General features: G+C 65.7%; 21 protein-coding genes and 3 tRNA genes. 11 read left to right on the top strand and 13 right to left on the bottom strand.

Going from position 1 to position 23,237, the window contains the following annotated elements; all coding sequences use genetic code 11:
- The first annotated feature begins 123 nt into the window (after window positions 1-123).
- The 4 genes from HW466_RS23315 to HW466_RS23300 all read left to right on the top strand — a co-directional run bounded on the left by HW466_RS23315 (window position 124) and on the right by HW466_RS23300 (window position 4,432).
- A complete protein-coding gene (locus HW466_RS23315; protein WP_059448179.1) occupies window positions 124-1,047 on the top strand; it encodes a YicC/YloC family endoribonuclease in 924 nt (307 codons plus the stop codon).
- Window positions 1,048-1,053: 6 nt separating this feature from the next.
- Window positions 1,054-1,737 carry a guanylate kinase gene (gmk, locus tag HW466_RS23310; RefSeq protein WP_059448180.1) on the top strand — a complete coding sequence of 228 codons (684 nt, stop codon included), beginning with the start codon at window positions 1,054-1,056 and terminating at the stop codon, window positions 1,735-1,737.
- 58 nt (window positions 1,738-1,795) lie between these two features.
- The gene (gene rpoZ / locus HW466_RS23305) at window positions 1,796-1,999 is read left to right on the top strand and encodes a DNA-directed RNA polymerase subunit omega (protein WP_006025620.1); all 204 of its coding nucleotides are present in this window, start codon (window positions 1,796-1,798) and stop codon (window positions 1,997-1,999) included.
- A 66-nt stretch (window positions 2,000-2,065) separates the two neighbouring features.
- Window positions 2,066-4,432 carry a RelA/SpoT family protein gene (locus tag HW466_RS23300; RefSeq protein WP_059448181.1) on the top strand — a complete coding sequence of 789 codons (2,367 nt, stop codon included), beginning with the start codon at window positions 2,066-2,068 and terminating at the stop codon, window positions 4,430-4,432.
- 182 nt (window positions 4,433-4,614) lie between these two features.
- On the opposite strand, the gene HW466_RS23295 is transcribed toward HW466_RS23300, so the two are convergent.
- Both HW466_RS23295 and HW466_RS23290 read right to left on the bottom strand, forming a co-directional pair.
- A tRNA-Arg gene (locus tag HW466_RS23295) sits at window positions 4,615-4,691 on the bottom strand.
- 61 nt (window positions 4,692-4,752) lie between these two features.
- Window positions 4,753-4,829 (bottom strand) — tRNA-Arg (locus tag HW466_RS23290).
- Window positions 4,830-4,960: 131 nt separating this feature from the next.
- Between HW466_RS23290 and greB the strand changes: the two genes are divergently transcribed.
- On the top strand, window positions 4,961-5,524 hold the full coding sequence (gene greB / locus HW466_RS23285) for a transcription elongation factor GreB (protein WP_059448182.1): 564 nt from the start codon (window positions 4,961-4,963) through the stop codon (window positions 5,522-5,524).
- Between the two features lie 90 nt (window positions 5,525-5,614).
- On the opposite strand, the gene HW466_RS23280 is transcribed toward greB, so the two are convergent.
- A complete protein-coding gene (locus HW466_RS23280) occupies window positions 5,615-6,757 on the bottom strand; it encodes a porin (protein ID WP_059448183.1) in 1,143 nt (380 codons plus the stop codon).
- A gap of 512 nt (window positions 6,758-7,269) precedes the next feature.
- On the bottom strand, window positions 7,270-7,533 hold the full coding sequence (locus HW466_RS23275; RefSeq protein WP_151004172.1) for a hypothetical protein: 264 nt from the start codon (window positions 7,531-7,533) through the stop codon (window positions 7,270-7,272).
- 393 nt (window positions 7,534-7,926) lie between these two features.
- Between HW466_RS23275 and HW466_RS23270 the strand changes: the two genes are divergently transcribed.
- Both HW466_RS23270 and HW466_RS23265 read left to right on the top strand, forming a co-directional pair.
- Window positions 7,927-8,130, top strand: a complete 204-nt coding sequence (locus tag HW466_RS23270; RefSeq protein WP_059448185.1) for a cold-shock protein — start codon at window positions 7,927-7,929, stop codon at window positions 8,128-8,130.
- 160 nt (window positions 8,131-8,290) lie between these two features.
- A complete protein-coding gene (locus HW466_RS23265; protein ID WP_060273807.1) occupies window positions 8,291-9,418 on the top strand; it encodes an exonuclease domain-containing protein in 1,128 nt (375 codons plus the stop codon).
- Between the two features lie 35 nt (window positions 9,419-9,453).
- Here HW466_RS23265 and HW466_RS23260 read toward each other — a convergent pair whose 3' ends face one another.
- Window positions 9,454-10,047 (bottom strand): chorismate mutase, encoded by a 594-nt coding sequence (locus HW466_RS23260; protein ID WP_151004174.1) that lies wholly within the window; start codon window positions 10,045-10,047, stop codon window positions 9,454-9,456.
- Between the two features lie 220 nt (window positions 10,048-10,267).
- Window positions 10,268-10,414 carry a hypothetical protein gene (locus HW466_RS23255; RefSeq protein ID WP_009690993.1) on the bottom strand — a complete coding sequence of 49 codons (147 nt, stop codon included), beginning with the start codon at window positions 10,412-10,414 and terminating at the stop codon, window positions 10,268-10,270.
- Between the two features lie 196 nt (window positions 10,415-10,610).
- Here HW466_RS23255 and HW466_RS23250 point away from each other — a divergent pair, with 196 nt between their 5' ends.
- From HW466_RS23250 to HW466_RS23235, 4 genes are all read left to right on the top strand, one after another.
- The gene (locus HW466_RS23250; RefSeq protein WP_059772236.1) at window positions 10,611-11,000 is read left to right on the top strand and encodes a DUF2946 domain-containing protein; all 390 of its coding nucleotides are present in this window, start codon (window positions 10,611-10,613) and stop codon (window positions 10,998-11,000) included.
- A gap of 127 nt (window positions 11,001-11,127) precedes the next feature.
- Window positions 11,128-13,482, top strand: coding sequence for a TonB-dependent receptor (locus HW466_RS23245; protein ID WP_174906055.1), 2,355 nt, complete (start codon window positions 11,128-11,130; stop codon window positions 13,480-13,482).
- Window positions 13,470-14,729, top strand: coding sequence for a sialidase family protein (locus HW466_RS23240; protein WP_151005986.1), 1,260 nt, complete (start codon window positions 13,470-13,472; stop codon window positions 14,727-14,729). The genes HW466_RS23245 and HW466_RS23240 overlap by 13 nt, the downstream gene beginning before the upstream one ends.
- Window positions 14,726-15,208, top strand: coding sequence for a thioredoxin domain-containing protein (locus tag HW466_RS23235; protein WP_059448191.1), 483 nt, complete (start codon window positions 14,726-14,728; stop codon window positions 15,206-15,208). The genes HW466_RS23240 and HW466_RS23235 overlap by 4 nt, the downstream gene beginning before the upstream one ends.
- Window positions 15,209-15,297: 89 nt before the next feature.
- Here the strand turns inward: HW466_RS23235 and HW466_RS23230 are convergent, their stop codons facing one another.
- The 7 genes from HW466_RS23230 to pepN all read right to left on the bottom strand — a co-directional run bounded on the left by HW466_RS23230 (window position 15,298) and on the right by pepN (window position 23,180).
- Window positions 15,298-15,552 carry a GlsB/YeaQ/YmgE family stress response membrane protein gene (locus tag HW466_RS23230; protein ID WP_059448192.1) on the bottom strand — a complete coding sequence of 85 codons (255 nt, stop codon included), beginning with the start codon at window positions 15,550-15,552 and terminating at the stop codon, window positions 15,298-15,300.
- 231 nt (window positions 15,553-15,783) lie between these two features.
- On the bottom strand, window positions 15,784-15,996 hold the full coding sequence (locus HW466_RS23225) for a hypothetical protein (protein WP_151005985.1): 213 nt from the start codon (window positions 15,994-15,996) through the stop codon (window positions 15,784-15,786).
- The gene (locus HW466_RS23220; RefSeq protein WP_174906056.1) at window positions 15,993-17,726 is read right to left on the bottom strand and encodes an FAD-dependent oxidoreductase; all 1,734 of its coding nucleotides are present in this window, start codon (window positions 17,724-17,726) and stop codon (window positions 15,993-15,995) included. Before HW466_RS23220 ends, HW466_RS23225 begins: the two co-directional genes overlap by 4 nt.
- A 175-nt stretch (window positions 17,727-17,901) precedes the next feature.
- Entirely contained in the window at window positions 17,902-18,711 is an 810-nt protein-coding gene (locus HW466_RS23215; protein ID WP_151006700.1) for a helix-turn-helix transcriptional regulator, read from the bottom strand.
- 177 nt (window positions 18,712-18,888) lie between these two features.
- Window positions 18,889-18,964, bottom strand: a tRNA-Thr gene (locus tag HW466_RS23210).
- 211 nt (window positions 18,965-19,175) lie between these two features.
- Window positions 19,176-20,189: a class 1 fructose-bisphosphatase gene (locus HW466_RS23205; RefSeq protein ID WP_059448196.1), complete on the bottom strand. Its 1,014-nt coding sequence runs from the start codon at window positions 20,187-20,189 to the stop codon at window positions 19,176-19,178.
- A 297-nt stretch (window positions 20,190-20,486) separates the two neighbouring features.
- Entirely contained in the window at window positions 20,487-23,180 is a 2,694-nt protein-coding gene (pepN, locus tag HW466_RS23200; RefSeq protein ID WP_151006269.1) for an aminopeptidase N, read from the bottom strand.
- Window positions 23,181-23,237 lie beyond the last annotated feature (57 nt).

Here is a 23,237-nt window from a genome sequence, read left to right as displayed (position 1 = left end):
CTTGCCCGGCGGGGTGGCGCGCAAAAATGGGATAATGCGCGCTTCCCGCCCCGCGCCTTGCAATGCGCCGGGCGCCTCGACATTTTCCCGCCCGCCAAGGGCACCCAGACGGCGAGACGAACCATGATCTACAGCATGACGGGCTATGCGAGCGCGACGCGCGAACTCGCCACGGCCACCGGCAACGGCGGCACCAGCGTGTCGGTCGAACTGCGCACCGTGAACTCGCGCTTCCTCGACCTGAATTTCCGCATGCCGGACGACGTGCGCGCGTGCGAGCCCGCGCTGCGCGAAATGCTGATGAACAAGCTCTCGCGCGGCAAGGTCGACGTGCGCATCAACCTGCAGCGCGGCGAGCAGAGCATCGGCGCCGGCGCGCTGAACCAGACGGCCCTCGGCCAGCTCGCGGAGCTCGAGCGCTCGGTGCTCGATTCGTTTCCGGGCGTCGGCCGCCTGCGCGCGGGCGAGATTCTGCGCTGGCCGGGCGTGCTCGCCGAGAGCGGCGTGTCGGCCGACGCGATCCGCGATGCGGTGCTCGCGTGCGGCAAGGAAGCGATCGGCGAGCTCGTCGTCGTGCGTTCGCGCGAAGGCGCGCAACTGGCGACGATGCTGCTGTCGAACGTCACCGAAATGGAGGCGATCGTCGCGCGCATCACGCCGCTCGTGCCGGAGCTGATCGCGAAGCATCAGCAGAAGATCGTCGAGCGGCTGCAGGAAGCGCTCGGCCTCGCGGCGCCCGAAGGCAGCGCGCCGATCGTCACGCGCGAGGAAGCCGCGGAACGCATTCGTCAGGAAGTGACGATGTACGGCATCCGGATCGACATCGCGGAAGAGCTGTCGCGACTCACCGCGCACCTGAACGAAACGCGTCACGTGATCGAGAAGGGCGGCCGCGTCGGCAAGCGTCTCGACTTCATGATGCAGGAACTGAATCGAGAAGCAAACACGCTCGGCTCGAAGGCGGCGGCGAAGGAACTGGCCGACGCATCGATGGCGCTCAAGCTGTTGATCGAGCAGATGCGCGAGCAAGTGCAAAACCTGGAGTAACGCAACATGACCCATCCCACTCACGACGGCCACGCGTCGCATGCGCTGCACGGCGGCGTGTATCCCGGCAACCTGTTCATGGTCATCGCGCCGTCGGGCGCCGGCAAGTCGACGCTCGTGAACGCGCTGCTGTCGAAGGATCGCGACATCTGCCTGTCGATTTCGTACACGACGCGCAAGCCGCGCCCGGGCGAGCAGGACGGCCAGCACTACCACTTCACGACCGTCGAGGATTTCCGCGCGCGCCACGCCGCGCACGAATTCCTCGAAAGCGCGGAAGTGCACGGCAACTATTACGGCACGTCGCGCGTCTGGATCGAAGAGCAGATGATGAGCGGCCACGACGTGCTGCTCGAGATCGACTGGCAGGGCGCGCAGCAGGTGAAGAAGCAGTTCCGCAACGCGGTCGGCATCTTCATTCTGCCGCCGTCGCTCGATGCGCTCGAGGAGCGTCTGAAGAAGCGCGGCCAGGACGAGCCGAACGTGATCACGCGACGCCTGCTCGCCGCGGGCAGCGAGATGGCGCACGCGTCCGAAGCGGAATACGTCGTGATCAACGAGAATTTCGATCGTGCGCTGGCCGAGCTCGAATGCATCGTCGCGGCGACGCGTCTGCGCTTTGCTTCGCAGTACGCGCGACATGCCGAGCTGTTCATCGAGCTCGGCATCCATTTGCCCCACGCGGAATGACGCGGGGGTAGAGGGACATAAGGTAGAATAGGGACTATATTCAGAAGGAATTACCAACATGGCTCGCATTACCGTCGAAGACTGCCTGAAGCAAATCCCCAACCGCTTCGAACTGGCGCTCGCCGCCACTTACCGCGCGCGGCAGCTCGCGCAAGGCCATACGCCGAAGATCGAGAGCCGCGACAAGCCGACCGTCGTCGCGCTGCGCGAGATCGCTGCCGGCCAGGTCGGCGTCGAGATGCTGAAGAAGGTGCCGGTGTAACGCGCATCCGGCCCGTTCCAGCCATGTAGTCCACGCGCGCAACGACTCGACCACCTGGAGGCGAATATGAGCACCACCCCATCGTCCGCCTCCGCGGATTCGACCACCGAAGCCACGGCCCAGTCGCCTGCGCGCCAGTACATCGACGCGGTCCTCGAACAGTCCTTCCGGCATCTGTTCGGGCCGACCGCCACACCGGAGCAGCCGCGCAAGCACGGCGTCGTTTCGATCGCGAATCTGACGGCCGCGCTTGCCGAGTATCTCCCTCCGGAAGAAATCAAAGAGGTCAAGGCGGCGTTCCACTTCAGCGACGAAGCCCACCTCGGTCAATATCGCCAGAGCGGCGAACCCTACATCACCCATCCCGTCGCCGTCGCCGAAATCTGCGCCGGCTGGAAGCTCGACGCGCAAGCCGTGATGGCCGCGCTCCTGCACGACGTGATGGAAGACCAGGGCGTGACCAAGAGCGAGCTGGCCGAACGGTTCGGCCCGAAGGTCGCCGAACTGGTCGACGGCCTGTCGAAGCTCGACAAGATGGAGTTCCGCAGCCGCGAGGAAGCGCAGGCCGAGAACTTCCGCAAGATGCTGCTCGCGATGGCGCGCGACGTGCGGGTCATCCTCGTGAAGCTCGCCGACCGTCTGCACAACATGCGCACGCTGGGCGCGGTGCCGATGGAAAAGCGCCGCCGCGTCGCACGCGAGACGCTCGACATCTACGCGCCGATCGCGCACCGCCTCGGGTTGAACAACACGTATCGCGAGCTGCAGGACATGAGCTTCGCGAACTTCAACCCGCATCGCTACGCGACGCTCGAGAAGGCCGTGAAGGCCGCGCGCGGCAACCGCCGCGAGGTGATCAGCAAGATCCTCGAGGCGGCTCAGCGTGTGATGGCCGACGCGAAGCTCGACGTCGAGATCACCGGCCGCGAAAAGACGATCTACAGCATCTATCGCAAGATGCGCGACAAGCAGCTGTCGTTTTCGCAGGTGCTCGACGTGTACGGCTTTCGCGTCGTCGTCGACAATCCGCTCGACTGCTACACGTGCATCGGCGCGTTGCACTCGCTGTACAAGCCCGTGCCCGGCAAGTTCAAGGACTACATCGCGATCCCGAAGATCAACGGCTATCAGTCGCTGCACACGACGCTCGTCGGCCCGTTCGGCGCGCCGATCGAGTTCCAGGTGCGCACGCGCAAGATGCACGAGATCGCCGAGGCCGGCGTGGCCGCGCACTGGCTGTACAAGAATGGCGGCGCGGATCTGAACGACGTGCAGAAGCGCGCGCACCAGTGGCTGAAGTCGCTGCTCGACATCCAGAGCGAAGCAGGCGATTCGAGCGAATTCCTCGAACACGTGAAGATCGACCTGTTCCCGGATGCGGTCTACGTGTTCACGCCGAAGTCCAAGATCATGGCGCTGCCGCGCGGCGCGACGGCGCTCGATTTCGCGTATTCGATCCACAGCGATCTCGGCAACCAGTGCGTGGCCGTGAAGATCAACAACGAGTTGCTGCCGCTGCGTACCGAGCTGAAGAGCGGCGACATCGTCGAGGTGATCACCGCGCCGTATTCGAAGCCGAACCCCGCTTGGCTCGGTTTCGTGCGCACCGGCAAGGCGCGTTCGGCGATCCGTCACTACCTGAAGACGATGCGCCTGAACGAGTCGGTGCAGCTCGGCGAGCGGCTCGTCGACCAGAGCCTCAAGGGTTACGGCCTCGCGCTCGCCGACGTCGGCCCGGAGGTGTGGGAAAAGCTGGTCCAGTGGACGGGCAACAAGAGCCGCCAGGAAATCTTCGCGGACATCGGCCTCGGCCGCCGCGTCGCCGCGGTGATGGCCAAGCGCATCGAGGTGCTGATGAGCGGCCGCGACGCGGACGACGATCTGCCGAAGTCCGAGCGGCATCCCGCGCACAATGCGCCGCCGGTCGTGATTACCGGCACCGAAGGGATGTCCGTGCAACTGTCGGCGTGCTGCCGGCCGATTCCGGGCGATGCGATCATGGGCTATATCGGCATCGGCCTCGGGATGGCGATTCATACGACCGATTGCCGGGTCGCGCAGCGCATCCATCGGCGCGATCCGGGGCGCTGGATCGACGTCGAGTGGGCGCCGCAGCCCGGTCGCCTGTTCGACGTCGCGGTGAAGGCGCTCGTGAAGAACACGAAGGGCATTTTCGCGCGCGTCGCCGCGGACATCACATCGGCCGACGCGAACATCGTTCACATCGCGATGGACGAGGATTTGACGCACGAATCGACGGTGCTGCGGTTCGTGATCCAGGTCAGCGATCGCGTGCATCTCGCGAACGTGATGCGGCGCGTGCGGACCAATCCGGACGTAATGCGGATCATGCGCGAGCGCTCGACCGACGACAGCGTCCATGCGCGTCACGACGGCGGCATGCGAATCGAGCGCGAGCGACAGGATTACTGACGCCGCACGGGGCGGTTTGCGGCGCGATGCGACGGCGGCCATGGGCCGCCGTTTTCATTTGTGTCGCGGGGCGGGCGGTGTCGTGCAGCGGCGAGCCGATTCGAGCCGAACGAACGCTGGCCGAAGAGAGGGAAGGGCGCGAAAAGAAAAAAGGGCCTTCCCGGAGGAAGGCCCTTCTGAGGTGGCGCGGCTGGCAGGATTCGAACCCACGACCCCTTGGTTCGTAGCCAAGTACTCTATCCAACTGAGCTACAGCCGCACGCAAAGCGGTACTACTTCAACTGTCGGAACCTTCTGCGATGGGAAGGCCCCCAAAAAGGTGGCGCGGCTGGCAGGATTCGAACCCACGACCCCTTGGTTCGTAGCCAAGTACTCTATCCAACTGAGCTACAGCCGCACGCAGAAGCGGAAGTATAGCAGGGTTGTATAAAAAGGGAAGCCTTATTCGCAAAAAATGTCACCCGATCTTGGGTGGCCCGCGTTCGTGTACCCTTGATGCATCAGTCATCCATGTATTGAATCTGCATCATGAACAAGGCGTTTGTCAAAGAGTCGGACAGCGACGACGACGATCTCGACCCGGGTCAACCCGCGATTCCGGCGGGCACGAAGAACTACATCACCCCGGCCGGTCACAAGCGGCTCAGGGACGAACTCCTGAACCTGATCGACGTCGAGCGTCCCGAGGTCGTGCGGTTGGTATCGTGGGCCGCGTCGAACGGCGACCGGTCCGAGAACGGCGATTACATCTACGGCAAGCGGCGGCTGCGGGAGATCGACCGCCGGATCCGCTTCCTGACGAAGCGGCTCGATCTCGCCGAAGTCGTCGACGCGAGCCGGCAGGAGAATGTCGACCAGGTGTTCTTCGGCGCGACCGTCGATTACGCGACGCCGGACGGCGAGGATCACACGGTCACGATCGTCGGGATCGACGAGGTCGATCTCGATCGCGGTTGCGTCAGCTGGATCTCGCCGATCGCGCGGGCGCTCATCAAGGCGAGGATCGGCGACACCGTCACGCTGATGACGCCGGCCGGTCCCCAGCCGATCGACGTGCTCGACGTTCGTTATCCGGCACCGGGCAGCGCGTGAGCAGCAAGCGTTGTCGAGCCGAATACGACGAGCGCCCCGTAGGGCGCTTCGTCATGATGGTCCCGGCCCGGCGGGGGCCGGCCGCATCGCTCAGAATCGGTGGCGCATGCCGGCCGTGACGGCGATCTGCTTGTTCGTCGACGACGCGGTGCCGAGCCCGTTGATGTTCGCGCCGAGCGCCAGGCCGTCCGCGTTGACTCGCTGGTACTCGCCCTGCAGATACACGTCGGTGCGCTTGGACAGCGCATAGTCGGCCTGCAGGTTGAACTGGTGCCAGCTCGGCGTCTGGCCGTCGAGTCGGCCGTCGGTGTACGTGTAGGAGCCGGCGAGCGAGAATGCCGGCGTCAGCGCGTAGCGGCCGTTCACTTCGTAATTGTTGAAGCGCGTGCCGCCGGCGAGCGGGATGCCGCCCGTCACACCGGACTGCCCGGCGCTGATCCGGGCCGAATCGGTCAGGCGCGTCTGCGTGAACACGAAGCCGGCCGTCGCGGGCCCGAACGCGTAATTGAGGCCCGCGCCCCAGGTGCGCTGCCGGCTGGCGGCGAACGTCCAGTCGCCGGCCACCGCGCCCGGATCGCTTGCCGCGAGCGACAGTGCGTTGATGTTGTTGTTCAGCTGCATGTACGCGGCCGCGACGTTGAAACCCATGAAGCTGTACGACGCGCCCACGCTGTATGCGCGGTTGTTCGAGAAATCGCTGGAATTCGAGAAGCCGTACAGCGCGCCGAACTTCAGGCCGCCATAGTTGGCACTCTGATACTTGACCGAGTTGTTGATCCGAAACGAATTGTTCAGGTTATCGTTGTCGAACGGGTGCGCGAACTGCGTACCGCCGTATTGGGTGCCGGTCAGCGACAGCGGGCCGAGGAAATCGACGACGCTGTCGTATTGGCGGCCGAGCGTGAGCGAGCCGTAGCTCTCGTGCGCAAGCCCGACGAAGGCCTGACGACCGAATTCGCGGCCGTTCTGCTTGAGCGTGCCGTTGTTGATCCCGAAACCGTTTTCCAGCGTGAAGATCGCTTTCAGTCCGCCGCCGAGATCCTCGGTACCGCGCAGGCCCCAGCGGCTGCCGTTGATCGAGCCGCTCGTCTCCTGCCACGCGCTGTGACCACCCTGGTTGTTCGTATAGGTAATGCCGGCATCGATCAGGCCGTACAGCGTGACGCTGCTTTGCGCATGGGCGGCAGTGGCACACACGCCGGTCAATGCGGCGACGATCAGGGGCTTTTTCATGATCTGTCTCCAAACAGGATGGTATCGATCGAACCTGCTGCGGGCATCGGCGGCATCGCGGGTTGGCGACGCCGTGCGCGTAGAGCGCGGCACCCTCGTCGGAAATCCATTTGCAGTGTACGGATTCGCGCGGGGGCAGAAGAAAATTGCTTCTGGCAATACAGTATTTTGAATCTCGCAAGAATGGCTGGGTGGGCGGAGAGGCCCGGCCATCAAGGCTTTGCCGCAACGCAGCAGATCAAGAGGGTGCTCAGGACTGCGTAACGGATGTCAGCGACGTTGCGCGATCGCGACAGGCAGTCAGCGGCGGCCGAGAGCGGCCGTAGCGCCATTATTGACACATCGGCAATAGAGGTTTGTGTGGAGCATGGATAATGAAAGGATGTTCTCTCGCTATACTGCGATCTCTGCTTTCCGAAGCAGACTTTTTCGTTGACGGAAAAGATCTCCAAACCTTTGTCGGCGCGACTTCCCAGTCGCGCTTTTTTTTGCCTGCGTTCCTGCCGGATTCCCTATTGCGCGTACGAGCGTCGCTTGCGCTTGCCCGTTGGCGGCGTGTCGCGGGCATCGGCCTGCGGTGGCGTGTACGTCCAGTCTTCCATCACGTAGTGGCGAGCGTCCAGCGGTGACGCCAGCAGGTTCTGCCAATGATCGCCGTGCCAGGTCGGGTCGAACTCGGTGTCGCACGGCTTTTCACGGGACTCGGCCAGCGCGCGGGACTTGCGGCGTACGCGTGCGAGCCGACTCGCGAAGCGTTTGATTCCGTCCAGCCACATGACCTTCTCCTTCCATTGCATTGCCCCAGCATCGCAACGTCCGACGCTCTTAGCAATCCGGAAAAAACCCGAGGATTTTACCGCTCCGATTTGTCCCCGGTAGGTTTTTCATCATTTCGATTATGCGTGATTGACATCCCGGTAATATTGACAGGTTTTTGATGCGGATCAATTAATGAAAGGCGATGGTGTACCGATTCCAGCGGTATTGACGTTTTTTTGATAAAGAAACCGCCAAAAATTTCCTTGACGCACCCGGATTGTCCAATTTATAAAGTCAGCACTCCGTCCCCGGGCGGAGCGCTGGGGGGAGTATCGGCGCGCCGTTGCGGGATGTCGGGAGGCGGCTATAAACAGTAGCTTTTTTGATCTAAACGAGTGGGGAACGAAGGTATGGATACCGGTATCGTAAAATGGTTTAACGATGCTAAAGGTTTCGGTTTTATTACGTCCGACAATGGCGGCGAAGATTTGTTTGCGCACTTTTCCGAAATCCGGATGGAAGGTTTCAAAACGCTGAAGGAGAACCAGCGCGTTTCCTTCGACGTGAAAATCGGGCCGAAAGGCAAGCAGGCAGCGAATATCCAGGCGGTTTGACGCGCCACGCATTGCCGATCACGTCCGGCCCCCGCAGCGCGGGGGCTTTTTGTTTTTCCGGGGCACGAAAACCCGTGACCGGCGAATCGAATCCGTTTCGGACTGTCGCGAACACGCGTGCCGGTGCATACTCACGGAAGCATCGCTTTTCCGTCCTTTCATGTCCGACTTCAGTCCATCCGATCCCGCCTGCGAACAGCCGCTCGTCTTCGTCGACCTCGAAACCACCGGCGGCTCGTCCGCCGAGCACCGCATTACCGAAATCGGCGTGGTCGAAATCAGTCCGCTCGGCGTATCGACATGGACGACGCTGGTCAATCCGGGGCAATCGATTCCGCCATTCATCCAGCAACTGACGGGCATTTCCGATGAGATGGTGCGCGACGCGCCGTCGTTCGCGTCGCTCGCGCCCGGGTTGTTCGAGCGGCTCGACGGCAAGCTGTTCGTCGCGCACAACGCGAGCTTCGACCGCGGCTTCCTGCGTGCCGAATTCGAGCGCGCCGGCTTCGCATTCAATCCGGACGTACTCTGCACGGTGCGGCTGTCGCGCGCGCTGTTTCCGCGGGAGGCGCGACACGGACTCGATGCGCTGATCGAACGCCACGGTCTCGTCCCCGCCGCCCGCCATCGCGCGCTCGCGGATGCCGATCTCCTCTGGCAGTTCTGGCGGCAATTGCACGAGATCGTGCCGCTCGATCGTCTGCGCGACCAGATTGCACGCACCACGCGCCACTTCCGCCTCGCGGGCGGCATGACCGAAGCGTGGCTCGATACGGCGCCGGCCGGATGCGGCGTGTACGCGCTGTTCGGGGAGGGCGACGAAGCGCTGTACGTCGGCCGCAGCGTGCGCGTGCGGCAGCGCTTGCGCGCGCTGCTGACGGGCGAGCGGCGCTCGTCGAAGGAAATGCGCATCGCGCAGCAGGTGCGGCGCGTCGAATGGCGGGAGACCGGCAACGAACTCGGCGCAATGCTTGCGGAAGCGCAGTGGATCGCTCGCCTGCGTCCGTCATACAACCGGCGTCCGGCCGCCGAAAGCGCCCGTGCCGGCCATGCACCCTGGCCGTTCGGCGGCCCGGTCACGTTCGAGGCGAGTGGCGAGCGCCGGCTGTTTCACGTGATCGACGGCTGGCGCTATCTGGGCGTGGCCGAGTCGCTCGATGCGGCGGCCCAGCTTGCGGCTGACGGCGCGGACGGCGCGTTCGAGCCGCATACGCATCGCTTGCTGCAGACGCATCTCGCGCGCGGCCTGCAACTGGTTCCGCTAGCGGCACTCACGCCCGCCGACTGAGCATCCCGGCCGCAGCGTGCAATGGCCGTGCGCCGTCAGCCGATCGCGCTGGCGCCGCCGGCCGAGCAGACGTGCGACAGCGCGACGCCGAGCGCCTGCGTCTGGCTCGGGTCGTAGCGGGTGAGCGTCTTCCAGTTTGCGATGCTGCGTGCAAGCCGCGCCTGGCAGTCGGGCGCGTCGCGCAGCGGGGCGACTTGTGCGAGGCCGGCCAGCATTTTCTGCGTGAGCCGGTCGAGCGCCGGGCGCGTGCTGGTCGCGAGATCGGGCGGTGCGCCTTCCGGCGGCCGCGTCGCGCGCCACGCGGCAAAGAGCGCGTTCTGCACGTCCTTGCTGGCGGCGATCTGATCCTCGAAGAACGTACGCGCGAATGCCGGATCCACGCCGGACTCTCCGGCGCGTTTCTCGACGGACGCAAGCAATGCCGCTTCGCGCGGCCGGTCTTCGATTGCCTTGTGGTTCGCCCATTTCCATCTGGCGACGGGTTCGGCAAGCGCGAGCCGCTGCGATGCGAGCGCGACGAGGTTGGTGAGTGCGGTATCGTCGCCGTCCGCGCGCGCGACGTGCGGCGACGAAAGAAGGGCGACACCGAGCGCGGCGACAGCGGCGCTGGCACGAATGGCTTGTTTCATCGGAACGATCGGGAGAACCGGGCGGGCCGGAAGTGGAAAACCAGAAGAATAGACGAAGACAGTCGCGCGGCGGAACGACGCGACAGAAGAATCAGCGGACGCGCCGATCCGGCACCGTCAGGCCGTTGCAGCCCGGGTGCGAAGCGATCTGCGCCGAAAACGCAGCGATGAACCGCACGATATCGATCGACACGCGGCGGTTACGGAACGGAACGCAGGTTCACTTCGGCGAGTACAGCTTGTGCTGCTCGTCGAAGAATGCCCGCACATGCTCGGGCAATTCGGCGAGGAATTCCACGCCGACAGGTTCCGGATCCGGGCTCATCACTTGCTCGGGCGGGGGCATGCGGGTTGGTCTTTCGTCCATGGTCATTTCTCCAGCAGGTTCAATGATTATCAACCTCGTGCTTGGATTTATGCCAGTGGCGAATCGTTAGATTTTGTCTCTGTTGTATTAACGGCACATGCGCTGCGGCGCGCCGTGCGATGCCGGCTATTGCATCACGCGCATCGCAACAATCGGACCGCTTGTTATACTTGCGCGCACTTTTTCCTGGACCGCAATGAAACGAACGACGCGATGGATCGGCCTCGTATGGTTGGCGCTCGTACTGAACGTACTGTCGCCCGTCATCGGCTATGCGCGTCTCGCATCGACCGGTTCCGGCGAGCTCACGCTCGAATTGTGCAGTGCGGCAGGCGCGCGTCAGATCGTCCTCGCGCAGCCGGACGACGACCGCGGCACGTCATCGTTCGACCATGCCGGCGTGCCGCACTGCGTGTACTGTCCCGGCTTCGCGGCGAACGTGGCGCTCGGTGCGAGCCTGCCTGCGTTGCCGGGCTTCGTGCGCGCGTTCGCGTACCGGGCGGCCACCCCGGCCGTTCCTGTTTTTCCCCGCAAGGGCATCCGTCTCGCGCAGCCGCGCGGCCCGCCTGAAAACGTCCCGACCTGATTGATATCGTTCGCGCGCCCCGGTGGCGTGCGTGCCGCCCGCGGCCCGGTCCGCGCGCCGCGCCGCATGCGCGCGGCGCGTCGACTCGTGCCCGGCGGCGTCCAGTCACGTTTTCAGGAATTCATCCATGTCGTTCACCTTCGCTACGCGGCCGTCGCGTGGCCGGCTCGCACTCGCGTGCGCGGCCGCTTTTGCATGGCCGGCTGCGCAGGCGGCCACGGTCGATGTCGTATCCGCCGACCCGCTGCCGGCAGGCGCCGGCGCCCCGGCCGATCGTGCCGCACCGGTCGCCGCGGTCACGCCCGCGTCGCCGGGGGACACGCTGATGGCCGTTAGCGTCACCGCCCGGCGGCAACCCGTCGATCCCGATACGCCGGCCGTCGTCGAATCGGTCACGCGCGAGCAGATCGACGCGCACACCAACGTCACCACCGAGGACGCGCTGAAATACGCCCCGAACCTGATGGTTCGCAAGCGCTACATCGGCGACCGCAACAGCGTGTTCGCCGGCCGCGACTTCAACGAATTGCAGAGTGCGCGCGGGCTCGTCTACGCCGACGGCCTGTTGCTGTCGAACCTGCTGGGCTCGAGCTATGCGTATCCGCCGCGCTGGTCGCTGATCGCGCCCGACGATATCGCGCGCGTGGACGTGCTGTATGGTCCGTTTTCCGCGCTTTATCCCGGCAATGCGATCGGCTCGACCGTGCTGCTGACGACGCGGCGCCCCGATGCGCTCGAGGCATCGCTGTCGACGCAGTTCTTCACGCAGCGCTATCACGACGGCTACGGGTTCGCGGACAGCTTCGGCGGCAATCACCAGACTGCGCGAATCGCGAACCGCGTCGGCAGGTTCTGGTTTTCGTTGTCGCTCGATCGGCTCGAGAACGACGGCCAGCCGATGCAGTATGCGAGCCCCAATTCCGCCTACAACCCGAAGCTCGGCGCCGCGGTGCCCGTATCGGGGGCGGCTGCCGACATCGGACCGAACGGCAAGCCGCGCACGGTCGTCGGCGCGCAGAACATCGAACGGACCGAGCAGATCAACGAGACGGTCCGGATGGGCTACGCGTTCACGGACCATGTCGACGCGACGCTGACGCTCGGGCATTGGGAAAACCATTACCGGCAGCACGGCGAAACCTTCCTGCGCGATGCGGCCGGCAATCCCGTCTACGGCGGCAACGTGTCGATCGGCGGCCGGAACATGACCGTCGCGCCGAACGCGTTCGCGCCCCAGCGCGGCGACCAGGAGAACTGGCTGTACGCGCTCGGACTGAACGGCCGGCTCGACTCGGGCTGGCGGCTGTCGGGCGTGGCGTCCGCGTACGACGTGTCGCGCGACGTGCTGCGCGCGGCATCGACCGTGCAGGGCGGTGCGGGTACGCTGTTCCAGGGCGACGGCACGGGCTGGCGCACGTTCGACCTGAAGGCCGAGGCGCCGGAAGTGAAGGGCCACGCGTTCACGTTCGGCTATCACTACGACAACTATTTCCTGCGCAACGTCACGTACAACACGGCCGACTGGCTGGCCGGGCCGACGACGTCGCTCGCCAGCGTGTACCAGGGCGACACGCGCACGCAGGCGCTGTTCGCGCAGGACGCGTGGCGCTTCGCGCCCGGCTGGCTCGCGACCCTCGGCGTGCGCTACGAACGCTGGGATGCATACGGCGGCGCGCTCGGCAACGCCACCGGCACGCTCGGCTACGCAGGCCGCAGCGCGAATGCGCTGTCGCCGAAAGTCGCGCTGCAATGGGACGCGACGGACGTCTGGCGCTTGCGCGTATCGTTCGCGACCGGCACGCGCTTCCCGACCGTCGGCGAGCTGTTCCAGGGGACGATCTCGAACAACGCGATCGTCAACAACAACCCGAACCTGCGGTCGGAAAAGGCAATCGACTGGGACTTCACGGCCGAGCGCGACGTGGGCGTCGGCGTCGTGCGCGCGAGCGTGTTCCAGAGCGACCTGCGCGATTCGATCTACAGCCAGACGACAGTGTCGGGCGCGTCGAGCATCACCAACATCTCGAACGTCGATCGCGTGCGCGTACGCGGCGTCGAGCTCGCATTCAGCGGCCAGAACGTCGTGCTGCGCGGGCTCGACATCGACGCGAACGTGTCGGCGAGCAATGCGCAGATCCTGGCCGACACCGCGAATCCGGCATACGTCGGCTCGCGCTTTCCGCGCATCCCGCGCATGCGCGCGAACCTGCTCGCGTCGTATCGCTTCGATGAACACTGGCTCGCGAGCGTCGGCGTCCGCTACTCGGGCCGCCAGTTCAATACGCTCGACAACAGCGACGTGAATCCGGACGTGTACGGCGGCACGAGCATCTTCACGGTCGTCGACCTGAAGGCGCGCTACCGCTTCGACCGTCACTGGACGGCGTCTGTCGGCATCGACAACGTGACCGACCGCCGCTACTACGTGTTCCATCCGTATCCGGGCCGCACTTTCTTCGGAGAACTGAAATGGTCGCTGTGAAATCGTTTGCGGCAGGCTGCGTGTTGTGGGTCGCGGCGTTGTCGACTGCCGCCGCGCACGACGCTCCGGCGGCGGCCGATCCGCATGCCGCGCACATGGGCATGCACGCCGCGCCGGCGCAGCAGAAGCAGCCGCTGGCGAGCGGCGCCGCATTCGACGTGCGGCATCGGCTGTGGGTCGCGTGGGTCGAAGGCGCGCATGTCGTCGTCGCGCACTCGGATGACGCGGGCCGCACGCTGTCCGCACCCGCGACCGTCAACGCGATGCCCGAGCCGATCTACACGAGCGCGGAGAATCGCCCGAAGATCGCGACGAGCCCGGATGGTCGCGCGGTGTACGTATCGTGGTCGATGCCGCTCGATGCGCCGTACACCGGCATGGTGCGCTTCTCGCGTTCGCTCGACGGTGGCGCGACCTGGAGCGTGCCCGTCACCGTGCATCGCGACCGGCAGGCGATCACGCACCGCTTCGACATGATGGCGGTCGATCCGGCCGGCAACGTCGTTATCGCGTGGATCGACAAGCGCGATCTCGTCGCGGCGAAGGCAGCGGGGCAGGCGTACGAAGGTGCAGCCGTCTACTACGCGGTGTCGCGCGACGGCGGTGCGTCCTTCGAGCCCGAGCGCAAGGTGACCGATCACACATGCGAATGCTGCCGGATCGCGATGGCGATCGATCCGGCGGGACACATCGAAGCCGTGTGGCGCAACGTGTTCCCGGGGCAGATCCGCGACCATGCGCTCGCGGCGTTGCCCGTGTCTGCGTCGGAGCCTGTCGTGCCGATGCGCGCGACGTTTTCGAACTGGCATGTCGAAGCATGCCCCGAGCATGGGCCGGCGCTCGCGATCACGCCGGACGGCACGCGGCACATCGCGTGGTTCGGCGTGGTCGACGGGCGAGCGGACGTGTTCTATTCGCGCATCGACCGCGATGGCCGGCCGCTCGGCACGCCCTGGGCGTTCGGCGCGAATCCGGCGGTGCCGGCCGAGCAGGCGTCGCATGCGGCGCTCGTCGCACGCGGCGATGTGGTCTGGCTCGCATGGAAGGCGTTCGACGGCGACACGATGCACATCAAGCTGCGCCGCTCGGACGATCGTGGCGAGCATTGGTCGGCGCCGCGCGAGATCGCGTCGACGTCGGGCGCGAGCGACAACCCGCAGCTGCTCGACGATGCGGGGCGCATCTACCTGTCGTGGCGCACGCGTAACGACGGCTACCGGCTGATTCCCGTGGAGGGCGTGCAATGAAGCGATGGATGATTCTGCTCGGCGCGATGCTCGCGGGCGTGCCGGCGTGGGCCGGCGAACTGCAGCCGCTGCGCGCGGCCGAGGTCCGGCAGTTGTACGCGACGGCGCACGAACGGCCGCTCGCGGTCGAGATCTGGTCGCTCGATTGCGGCTACTGCCGCGAGAACGCCGCGCATCTGGTCGCGTGGCAGCGCCGACATCCGGACGTGCGGCTCGCGATGGTTTCGATGGACGCGTTCGACGACAGCGGCGCTGCCATCGCACAGGCGCTCGCGCACATGAACCTGCCGCCGCAGGTCGCGCAATACGCGAACGCGGAGCCGATGCCCGAGCGTCTGCGCGCGGCTCTCGACGAGAAATGGCGGGGAGAAATGCCGCGTACCGTATGGATCGGCAGCGATGGCGCACGCGACGCGCGCAGCGGATTGCTGACGACCGACGTGCTCGACGGCTGGTTGCAAAGCGGCAAGCGCCGGTAAAACCGGAAGGCGGCACGCTGCGCAATGCCGCATGCCGCTTCGATGCAATTGCGAAACGAAAACGCGCCCGAAGGCGCGTGAGAAGATCGTCAGGCCGCGCGCCTGAACAGCCGGATCACGAACAGCAGGATCACGGCGCCGATGACCGCGACGACCACCGAGCCGATGAAGCCGCTGCCGATGCTGATGCCGAGCAACCCGGCAAGCCAGCCGCCGATCACCGCGCCGACGATACCGACGATGATGTCGACGATCAGGCCGAACCCGCCGCCCTTGACGAGCAGGCCCGCCAGCCAGCCGGCGATCGCGCCGATGATGAGCCACATAATCAAGCCATGAGTCATGGTGATCCTCTCCTTGTGTTGAGTCGAAATGACCGGACGTCGGCTGTTTCACCGCAAGCTGCGTGAAAGCGGCATGCGATCCGCCGCGCCGCCCACGCAATGTAACGCGATAGACGGGTCGGAATCGTTAAGTAATGTTATGCACCCTTAACGGGTTTTTCCAGAGGATTCGTCCGGCTTCGAAATAAATTTGTAAGAAATGGATGATCGCCGCGAGCGGAGCGTCATGTGTCATTGTCCGTGCGTCGGCGCCGGTGCACCCGTGTCGGGCAGGCCGTCGCCGGCGTCGGCGATCAGGCGGGTGACGGTCGCCGCATCGCCGATCGCGTCGATCGCGAGCAGCGCGAAGCGGGCGAGGAAGAGCGACGCATCGGTTTCGCCGATGCGGGTCATCGTGCGGCACAGGTCGGTATAGAGGATGTCGCGTTCGGTGTCGGTCATCATGCGTTTTCCTGAAGATCGGCTGACGGGTGCGGATGGAGCGCGCGCGTGAGTGCTGCGCTCAGGTCGGCGGGGCGTGCATCGTGCCAGCGGCCGAGCACGTGTCCGTCCGGACGCACGAGATAGACGGTGCCGTCGCGCGCGCCGTACATGTCGAACAGCCGGCCGTCGGCATCGTGGCCGCCACATCCCGCGTGTTGCGGCACCGCGTGCCGCGCAAGCGTGACCAGCGCGAACGGTATGCCGGCGTCGTGAAGGCTTTGCTCTAGAGCGGAGAACGCCGGATCGGGCGCACCATCGTGCGTGAAGCGGAACGCGGTGAAGCCCGAGCCGACGAGATCGGTCAGGTGGCCGCGACGCGCGCCGTCGTCGTTGCCGATGTGCAGCATCAGCGGACACTCGGCGAGCACCGAGCCGGGCGGCGGCCCGGCCGAAAACGCATCGCGTTCGTCCGCATTGAGCGGCGACGCCGTATACGCGATGGCCGACGTCTGACGCGGATTGATCAGCGAACGCAACGCCGGATGCCGGACCGCGAGCGTCAGCACGGCCTTGCGCATCAGCTCGAACGCGAAGGACGGCGGCGCCATGAACTCGGTGCTCTTGGTGCCGTAACGCAGATTCTCGTGCGTGGCGAACACACGTTCGTCCGAGTAGCTGTCGAGCAGCGCGTCCGACGCGAGGCCGCGTATCACGTACGCCAGTTTCCACGCGACATTGTCGGCGTCGTCGATGCCCGAGTTCGCGCCGCGCACGCCGAAGATCGGCACGAGGTGCGCTGCGTCGCCGCAGAACAGCACGCGGCCGTGGCGGTAGCGCTCGAGCGTCAGCGCGTTCGCCTTGTAGATCGTGATCCAGATCGGCGACCAGTCGCCGCGCTCGCCCATCATGTCGAGCAGGCTCTGCACGCGCGGAATCACGTTCTCGGGCCGCACGGCCGCTTCGGGATCCTCATCGTCGCGCAACTGGTAGTCGATCCGCCATACGTTGTCGGGTTGCTTGTGGACGAGCACCGTCGAGCCCGGGTTCGATGGCGGGTCGAAGTAGGCGAGCCGTTCGGTCGGCCGATCGCTGTCGAGCGCGATGTCGACGATCACGTAACGGCCTTCATAGCGGGTGCCGTGCAGCGACAGGCCGAGCGCGTCGCGCATCGTGCTTCGGCCGCCGTCGCATGCGACGATCCAGTCGGCATCGAGCGCGTAGCCGCCGAGCGGCGTATCGACGTCGACGCGCACGCCGTCAGTGTGCCGCGTGACGCCCGAGACCTTCGTCTGCCAGCGGATTTCGATGAGTTCGGGGCGGCGCAACGCGGCATCGAGCAGGAACTGCTCGATGTGATACTGCGCGAGGTTCACCATCGGCGGCAGCTTCTGGTTTTCGTCCTGCGGCATCGTGAAATGCAGCACTTCCTCGTGACGATAGAAGCTGCGTCCGCCGCTCCACGGCAGGCCGACGCCGAGAAATCCGTCGAGTGCGCCGAGCCGCTCGATGATCTCGAGACTGCGTCGCGAGATGCAGATCGCGCGGCTGCCGTGACAGACCGAATCATCGGCTTCGAGCAGCACGCTGCGGATGCCGTGATTGGCGAGGCCGAGCGCGACGGCGAGGCCGACCGGCCCGCCGCCGACGATCGCGACGCGGTGCCGCTGCACGTCGACACCGTCGCGGCAGGCCGGCAGCTGCGCGGGATGGCGCGCGGCGACGAACGGATATGGCTTGAATTCGATGCCCATCGTTGGCTTCCAGGTTGCACGGATTGAATGCGCACGCGCGACGGCGCGATGCGTGCGGCAGGCTGGATGCAGTATGGAAGCCGGACCGGGCACCGCTGTCCCCATTCCGGGTACAAGGCGACGCTGGCGGTGGGGCAGGACATACCCTGACGCGGTCAGGGGCGGCGCGCGCGGCTCAGGGTTGCAGGCACAGCGCGAATAGCTGGCGCTGGCTCGAGATGCCGAGGCGCCGATACGCGCGTTTCTGGTAGGTGACGACGCTCGATGCCTTCACGCCGATCGTTTCGCCGATCTCCTGCGCGGTCTGGCCTTCGAGCACGCCGCGCAGCACGTCGAGTTCACGTTTGGAGAGCGCCGGGCACGCGCTGCGCAGCCGCGCGAGCATCAGTTGCGGGATGCCGACCTGTGCCGCGCCGGCGAGCGCGTAGTGATGTTGCGCGGCCTGCGCGATCAGCGGAGCAAGCGTTTCGACCACCGCGATCTCGCGCGGCTGGAACGCGCCGCTGCGCTGCGCGCGATACAGGTTGATCGACAGCCACGTCGAGTCGTTCGGCTGCATCAGCAACGCGAGGCGATCGGACACGTCGGGGTCGCGGTAGCACGCCGCGCGATAGGCGTCGTGGCGGATCTCGTCTCCGGCCTGCTGATGCAGCATCACGCCGCGGTGGTGCGTGCCGCGACCGGCGGTCGAGACGATCTTCTGGTTGCCGTCGAGCGCATAAAAATGTCGCGCATAGGTGTCGGCGACGTCACGCAGGTAGCGGCCGCCGCGATGATCGGCGACCGACAGCGTGCGTGGCCGATTGCCGAACTCGTACGCGAAGATCGTGCACTGCGTGACGGACAGCGCATCGTCGAACAGCTTCAGGATTTCCGCGGCGAACGCATTCGGCTCGCCGCCGCCGATCGCGGTGACGAGACCGGTTGCGCGGGACACGTCCAGGTGTCCGCCGAGGTTCGGTCGTTCGAGGCGCCAGATGCGCATGATGCGGAGAAGGGCCGGGTGGTTCGGCGATTGTAATCGGCGGCGCGCGGGGCGGGAGTCGGGGGATGCCCGCAAGCGGACATGACGGGGAGGGGGGGCGCACGGCCTCGTGTATCGCAATCGTGGCCGGAAAAGAGAAAAGGCCTGACAAGCGATGCTTGTCAGGCCTTTATATCTTGGTGCCGGAGATAGGAGTCGAACCTACGACCTTCGCATTACGAATGCGCTGCTCTACCAACTGAGCTACACCGGCAGCAGAGAAATGAAATTATATGGTGAAATCCGAGATCTTGGCAATAGGTTTTGCGAAATTTTTTCAGCTTGCTGCTGCTGCTGCTTCGCGACACCTTCGATCCGGCGGACTTCCCGCTTTCACTTCACTGCGATGCAGCCTGTCAGGGCCACATCGCGAAGGCGCGATTGTACTGATGTCTCGCACCTCCGTCTAGTGCTGCAGTGCAAATTTATTTGCCTTCGTTGTGATAGGCGGTCACGCGCTCGACTTCGTTCTTCGAACCGAGGAATACCGGCACGCGCTGGTGCAGGCCGGTCGGCTGCACTTCCATGATGCGCTGCGTGCCCGTCGTTGCCGCGCCGCCCGCCTGTTCGACGATGAACGACATCGGGTTCGCTTCGTACATCAGGCGCAGCTTGCCCGGACGATCGGGCGTGCGCTTGTCGGCCGGGTACATGAAGATGCCGCCGCGGTTCAGGATCCGATGCACGTCGGCGACCATCGACGCGATCCAGCGCATGTTGAAGTTGTCGCCGCGCGGGCCTTCCTTGCCGGCGTTCAGTTCGTTGACGTAGCGCTGGACCGGTTCGTACCAGTGGCGTGCGTTCGAGGCGTTGATCGCGTATTCGCGCGTATCCGCCGGAATCTGCATGTTGCTTTGCGTGAGCACCCACGAACCGACTTCGCGATCGAGCGTGAAGCAGTTCACGCCGTTGCCGGTCGTCAGCACGAACACGGTTTGCGGGCCATACACCGCGTAGCCCGCCGCGACCTGCTCGGTGCCCGGCTGCAGGAACGATTCCTCGGTGGCCTGCTTGCCGTCCGGGCAGCGCAGCACCGAGAAGATCGTGCCGATCGACACGTTCACGTCGATGTTCGACGAGCCGTCGAGCGGGTCGAACACGAGCAGGTATTCGCCGCGCGGGTAGTTCGCCGGGATCGGGAAGAACGTTTCCATTTCCTCCGACGCCATCGCGGCGAGGTTGCCGCCCCATTCGTTCGCGTCGAGCAGGATCTCGTTCGACAGGATGTCGAGCTTCTTCTGCACTTCGCCCTGGACGTTTTCGCTGCCGGCGGTGCCGAGCGCATCGCCGAGCGCGCCCTTCGACACGTTGTAGCTGATCGCCTTGCATGCGCGGGCGACGACTTCGATCAGCAGGCGGAGGTCGGCGGGGAGGTTGTTGGTCTCACGCTGCTGCTCGATCAGGAACTTGGACAGCGTGGTGCGGCGGGCAATGGACATGACAGACTCCGAAAGGCCAAAGAATCCTTGAATTGCCGCAATTTTACCCGGCGCGCCTTGCAGCCCGCCGCCTTTTTTCGTCCGGTTACATGACCGCGCGACCGCGCCCGGCCGGATTGCGGCGCGCGCCGTGCGCCGGGGCGAGCGCCGGCGACGGGAAGCGAGGTGCGCCAACGCGCGATCCGGCTCCGACCCCGCCAACCTTCAGGCGACAAAAAAGCCGGCGCCGCCATGGGGCGGTGCCGGCTTCGTCGCACGGGCGCGGGGCAAATCGCGTGCGCGAGGTTACACGAGCGGTTACGCGAGCGCCTTCTCGACGATCTCGCGCACGTCGCGCGATTTCGCGCCGGCGGCGACCCGTTCGAGCGCTTCGCGCATCCGGTCGCGCAGCGCCGGCGTGAAGCGGCGCCACAGTTCAAGCGAGCGGGCGAGGCGCGCGGCGACCTGCGGATTGATCGCATCGAGCGCAAGCACCTGTTCGGCCCAGAACGCATAGCCCGAGCCGTCCGCGGCGTGGAATTGCGCGGGGTTCGCCGCGCAGAAGCTGAAGATCAGCGAGCGTGCGCGGTTCGGGTTCTTCAGGTTGAACGCGGGATGCGCCATCAGCTTGCGGACCTTCGCGAGCGTCGGCTGCTCTGGCGTGCCGCGTTGCGCGGCCTGCATCGCGAACCACTTGTCGATCACGAGCGCTTCCTTCTCGAAGCGACGGTAGAAGTCGTCGAGTGCGCGCGCGGCCGCGTCGTTCGCGCCCGACGCCGCGGCGGACAACAGGGCGCCGAGTGCGGCGGCACGATCGGTCATGTTGTTCGCCGCGTCGTACTGCGCGGTCGCGATGCGCACGGCGTCGGCCGGATCCTCGAGTTCGGCGAGATACGCGAGCGCGAGATTCTTCAGCGCACGTCGGCCGGATGCGTCCGGCGTCGGCTCGTACGCGCCCGGCGTCTGTTGCTGCTCGTACGCGGCGAGCCACTCCGCGCGCAGCGCGGTCGCGAGCTGGCGGCGCACGAACTGGCGCGCGCGATGCACGGCGGCCGGATCGGCTTCGGCCATCTGGTCGGCCAGATAGGTTTCCGACGGCAGCGTCAACGCGAGCTCGCGGAACGCGGGCGACAGGTTTTCATCCGTCAGCACGCGGCGGAACGCAGCGACGAAGTTCTCGCCGAGCGTGAGCGGCTCGTTCGCGGCGGCGCGTGCGGCGAGCGTCAGCAGCGCGCGCGTCGCGAGCCGCTGGCCGGCTTCCCAGCGGTTGAACGGATCGCTGTCGTGCGCGAGCAGGAACGCGAGGTCGTCGTCGCTGTAGTCGTACTCGACGATCACCGGTGCCGAGAAATTGCGCAGCAGCGACGGCAGCGGTTGTTCGGGCACGTCGACGAACGTGAAGGTCTGCTCGGTGTCGGTGAACTCGAGCACGCGCGTCGTGCCCGACGCGGCGGCTTCGCCGTCGACGCGCAACGGCAGGTCGCGGCCGTCGCGGCCGATCAGGCCGATCGCGAACGGAATCAGCAGCGGCCCCTGCTGCGTCTCGCGCGCGGCCGGCGACGCATCGCCGTAGCCTTGCGCGAGCGTGACCGTGTAGCGGCGCGCGGCTGCGTCGTACGCGGTGCGCACCGACACGCGCGGCGTGCCGGCCTGGCTGTACCAGCGCTCGAATTGCGCGAGATCGCGTCCGTTCGCGTCGGCCATTGCGTGACGGAAGTCGTCGCACGTCACGGCGTGACCGTCGTGGCGCTTGAAGTACAGGTCCATCCCCTTGCGGAAGCCGTCGCGGCCGAACAGCGTCTGGTACATCCGCACGACTTCCGAGCCCTTCTCGTAGACGGTCATCGTGTAGAAGTTGTTGATCTCGACGTAGCTTTCCGGACGCACCGGATGGGCCATCGGGCCCGCGTCCTCGGCGAACTGCAGCTGGCGCAGCACGCGCACGTCCTCGATGCGCTTGACCGCGCGGGCCGCGGATTCGACGTCGTCGCCCGCCGCCATGTCGGCCGAGAATTCCTGGTCGCGGAACACCGTCAGCCCTTCCTTCAGGCTCAGCTGAAACCAGTCGCGGCAGGTCACGCGGTTGCCGGTCCAGTTGTGGAAGTACTCGTGGCCGACCACGGATTCGATGTTCGCGAAGTCGGTGTCGGTCGCGGTCTCGGGGTTCGCCAGCACGTACTTCGTGTTGAAGATGTTGAGCCCCTTGTTCTCCATCGCGCCCATGTTGAAGTCGCCCACGGCGACGATCATGAAGCGGTCGAGGTCGAGCTCGAGGCCGAAGCGCTTCTCGTCCCAGCGGATCGAGTGGATCAGCGAATCCATCGCGTGGCGGGTCTTGTCGAGATCGGCCGGTTCCACCCACACCTGCAGCAGCTTTTCCTTGCCGGAGGCGGATGTGATCTTCTCCTCGATCGCGACGAGCTTGCCCGCGACCAGCGCGAACAGGTAGCTCGGCTTGCGGAACGGGTCTTCCCATTTCGCGAAGTGGCGGCCATCGGGCAGCTCGCCCGAGTCGACGAGGTTGCCGTTCGACAGCAGCACCGGATACGCGGCCTTGTCCGCGCGCAGCGTGACCGTATACGACGCCATCACGTCGGGGCGGTCGAGGAAGTAGGTGATGCGGCGAAAGCCTTCGGCCTCGCACTGCGTGAAGAAATTGCCGCTCGACACGTACAGGCCGGACAGCGTCGTGTTCTGGTCCGGCGCGCACGCGCTTTCGAGCGTGAGCTCGAATGCGTCGGGCACGTTTTCCACGGTCAGCCCGTGTTCGTGCGCACGCACCGCGCCGTACGGCGCGCCGTCGAGCGCCGCACCGAGGAATTCGAGCGCTTCGCCCATCAGCTCCAGGTGCGGCGTCGGTGCCGCGTCCGGATTGCGGCGCACGCGCATCGTATTCCTGACGATCGTGCGGGCCGGCGCGAGATCGAATTCGAGCGCGACGGTATCGATGAGGAAGGCCGGCGGCGTGTAGTCGGCGCGGCGGATCACGGTGGAAGAGGCGTTGTCGGACATGGTCGTCGAGATCGGTGGAGTGGGGATCGGGCCCGCGGCGCGAGCCGGGCGAACCGG

Origin of the sequence: Burkholderia territorii (assembly GCF_902833055.1) — a bacterium.
Taxonomy (GTDB): Bacteria; Pseudomonadota; Gammaproteobacteria; order Burkholderiales; family Burkholderiaceae; genus Burkholderia; species Burkholderia territorii.
This window is presented reverse-complemented; position numbering and strand designations above follow the sequence as displayed.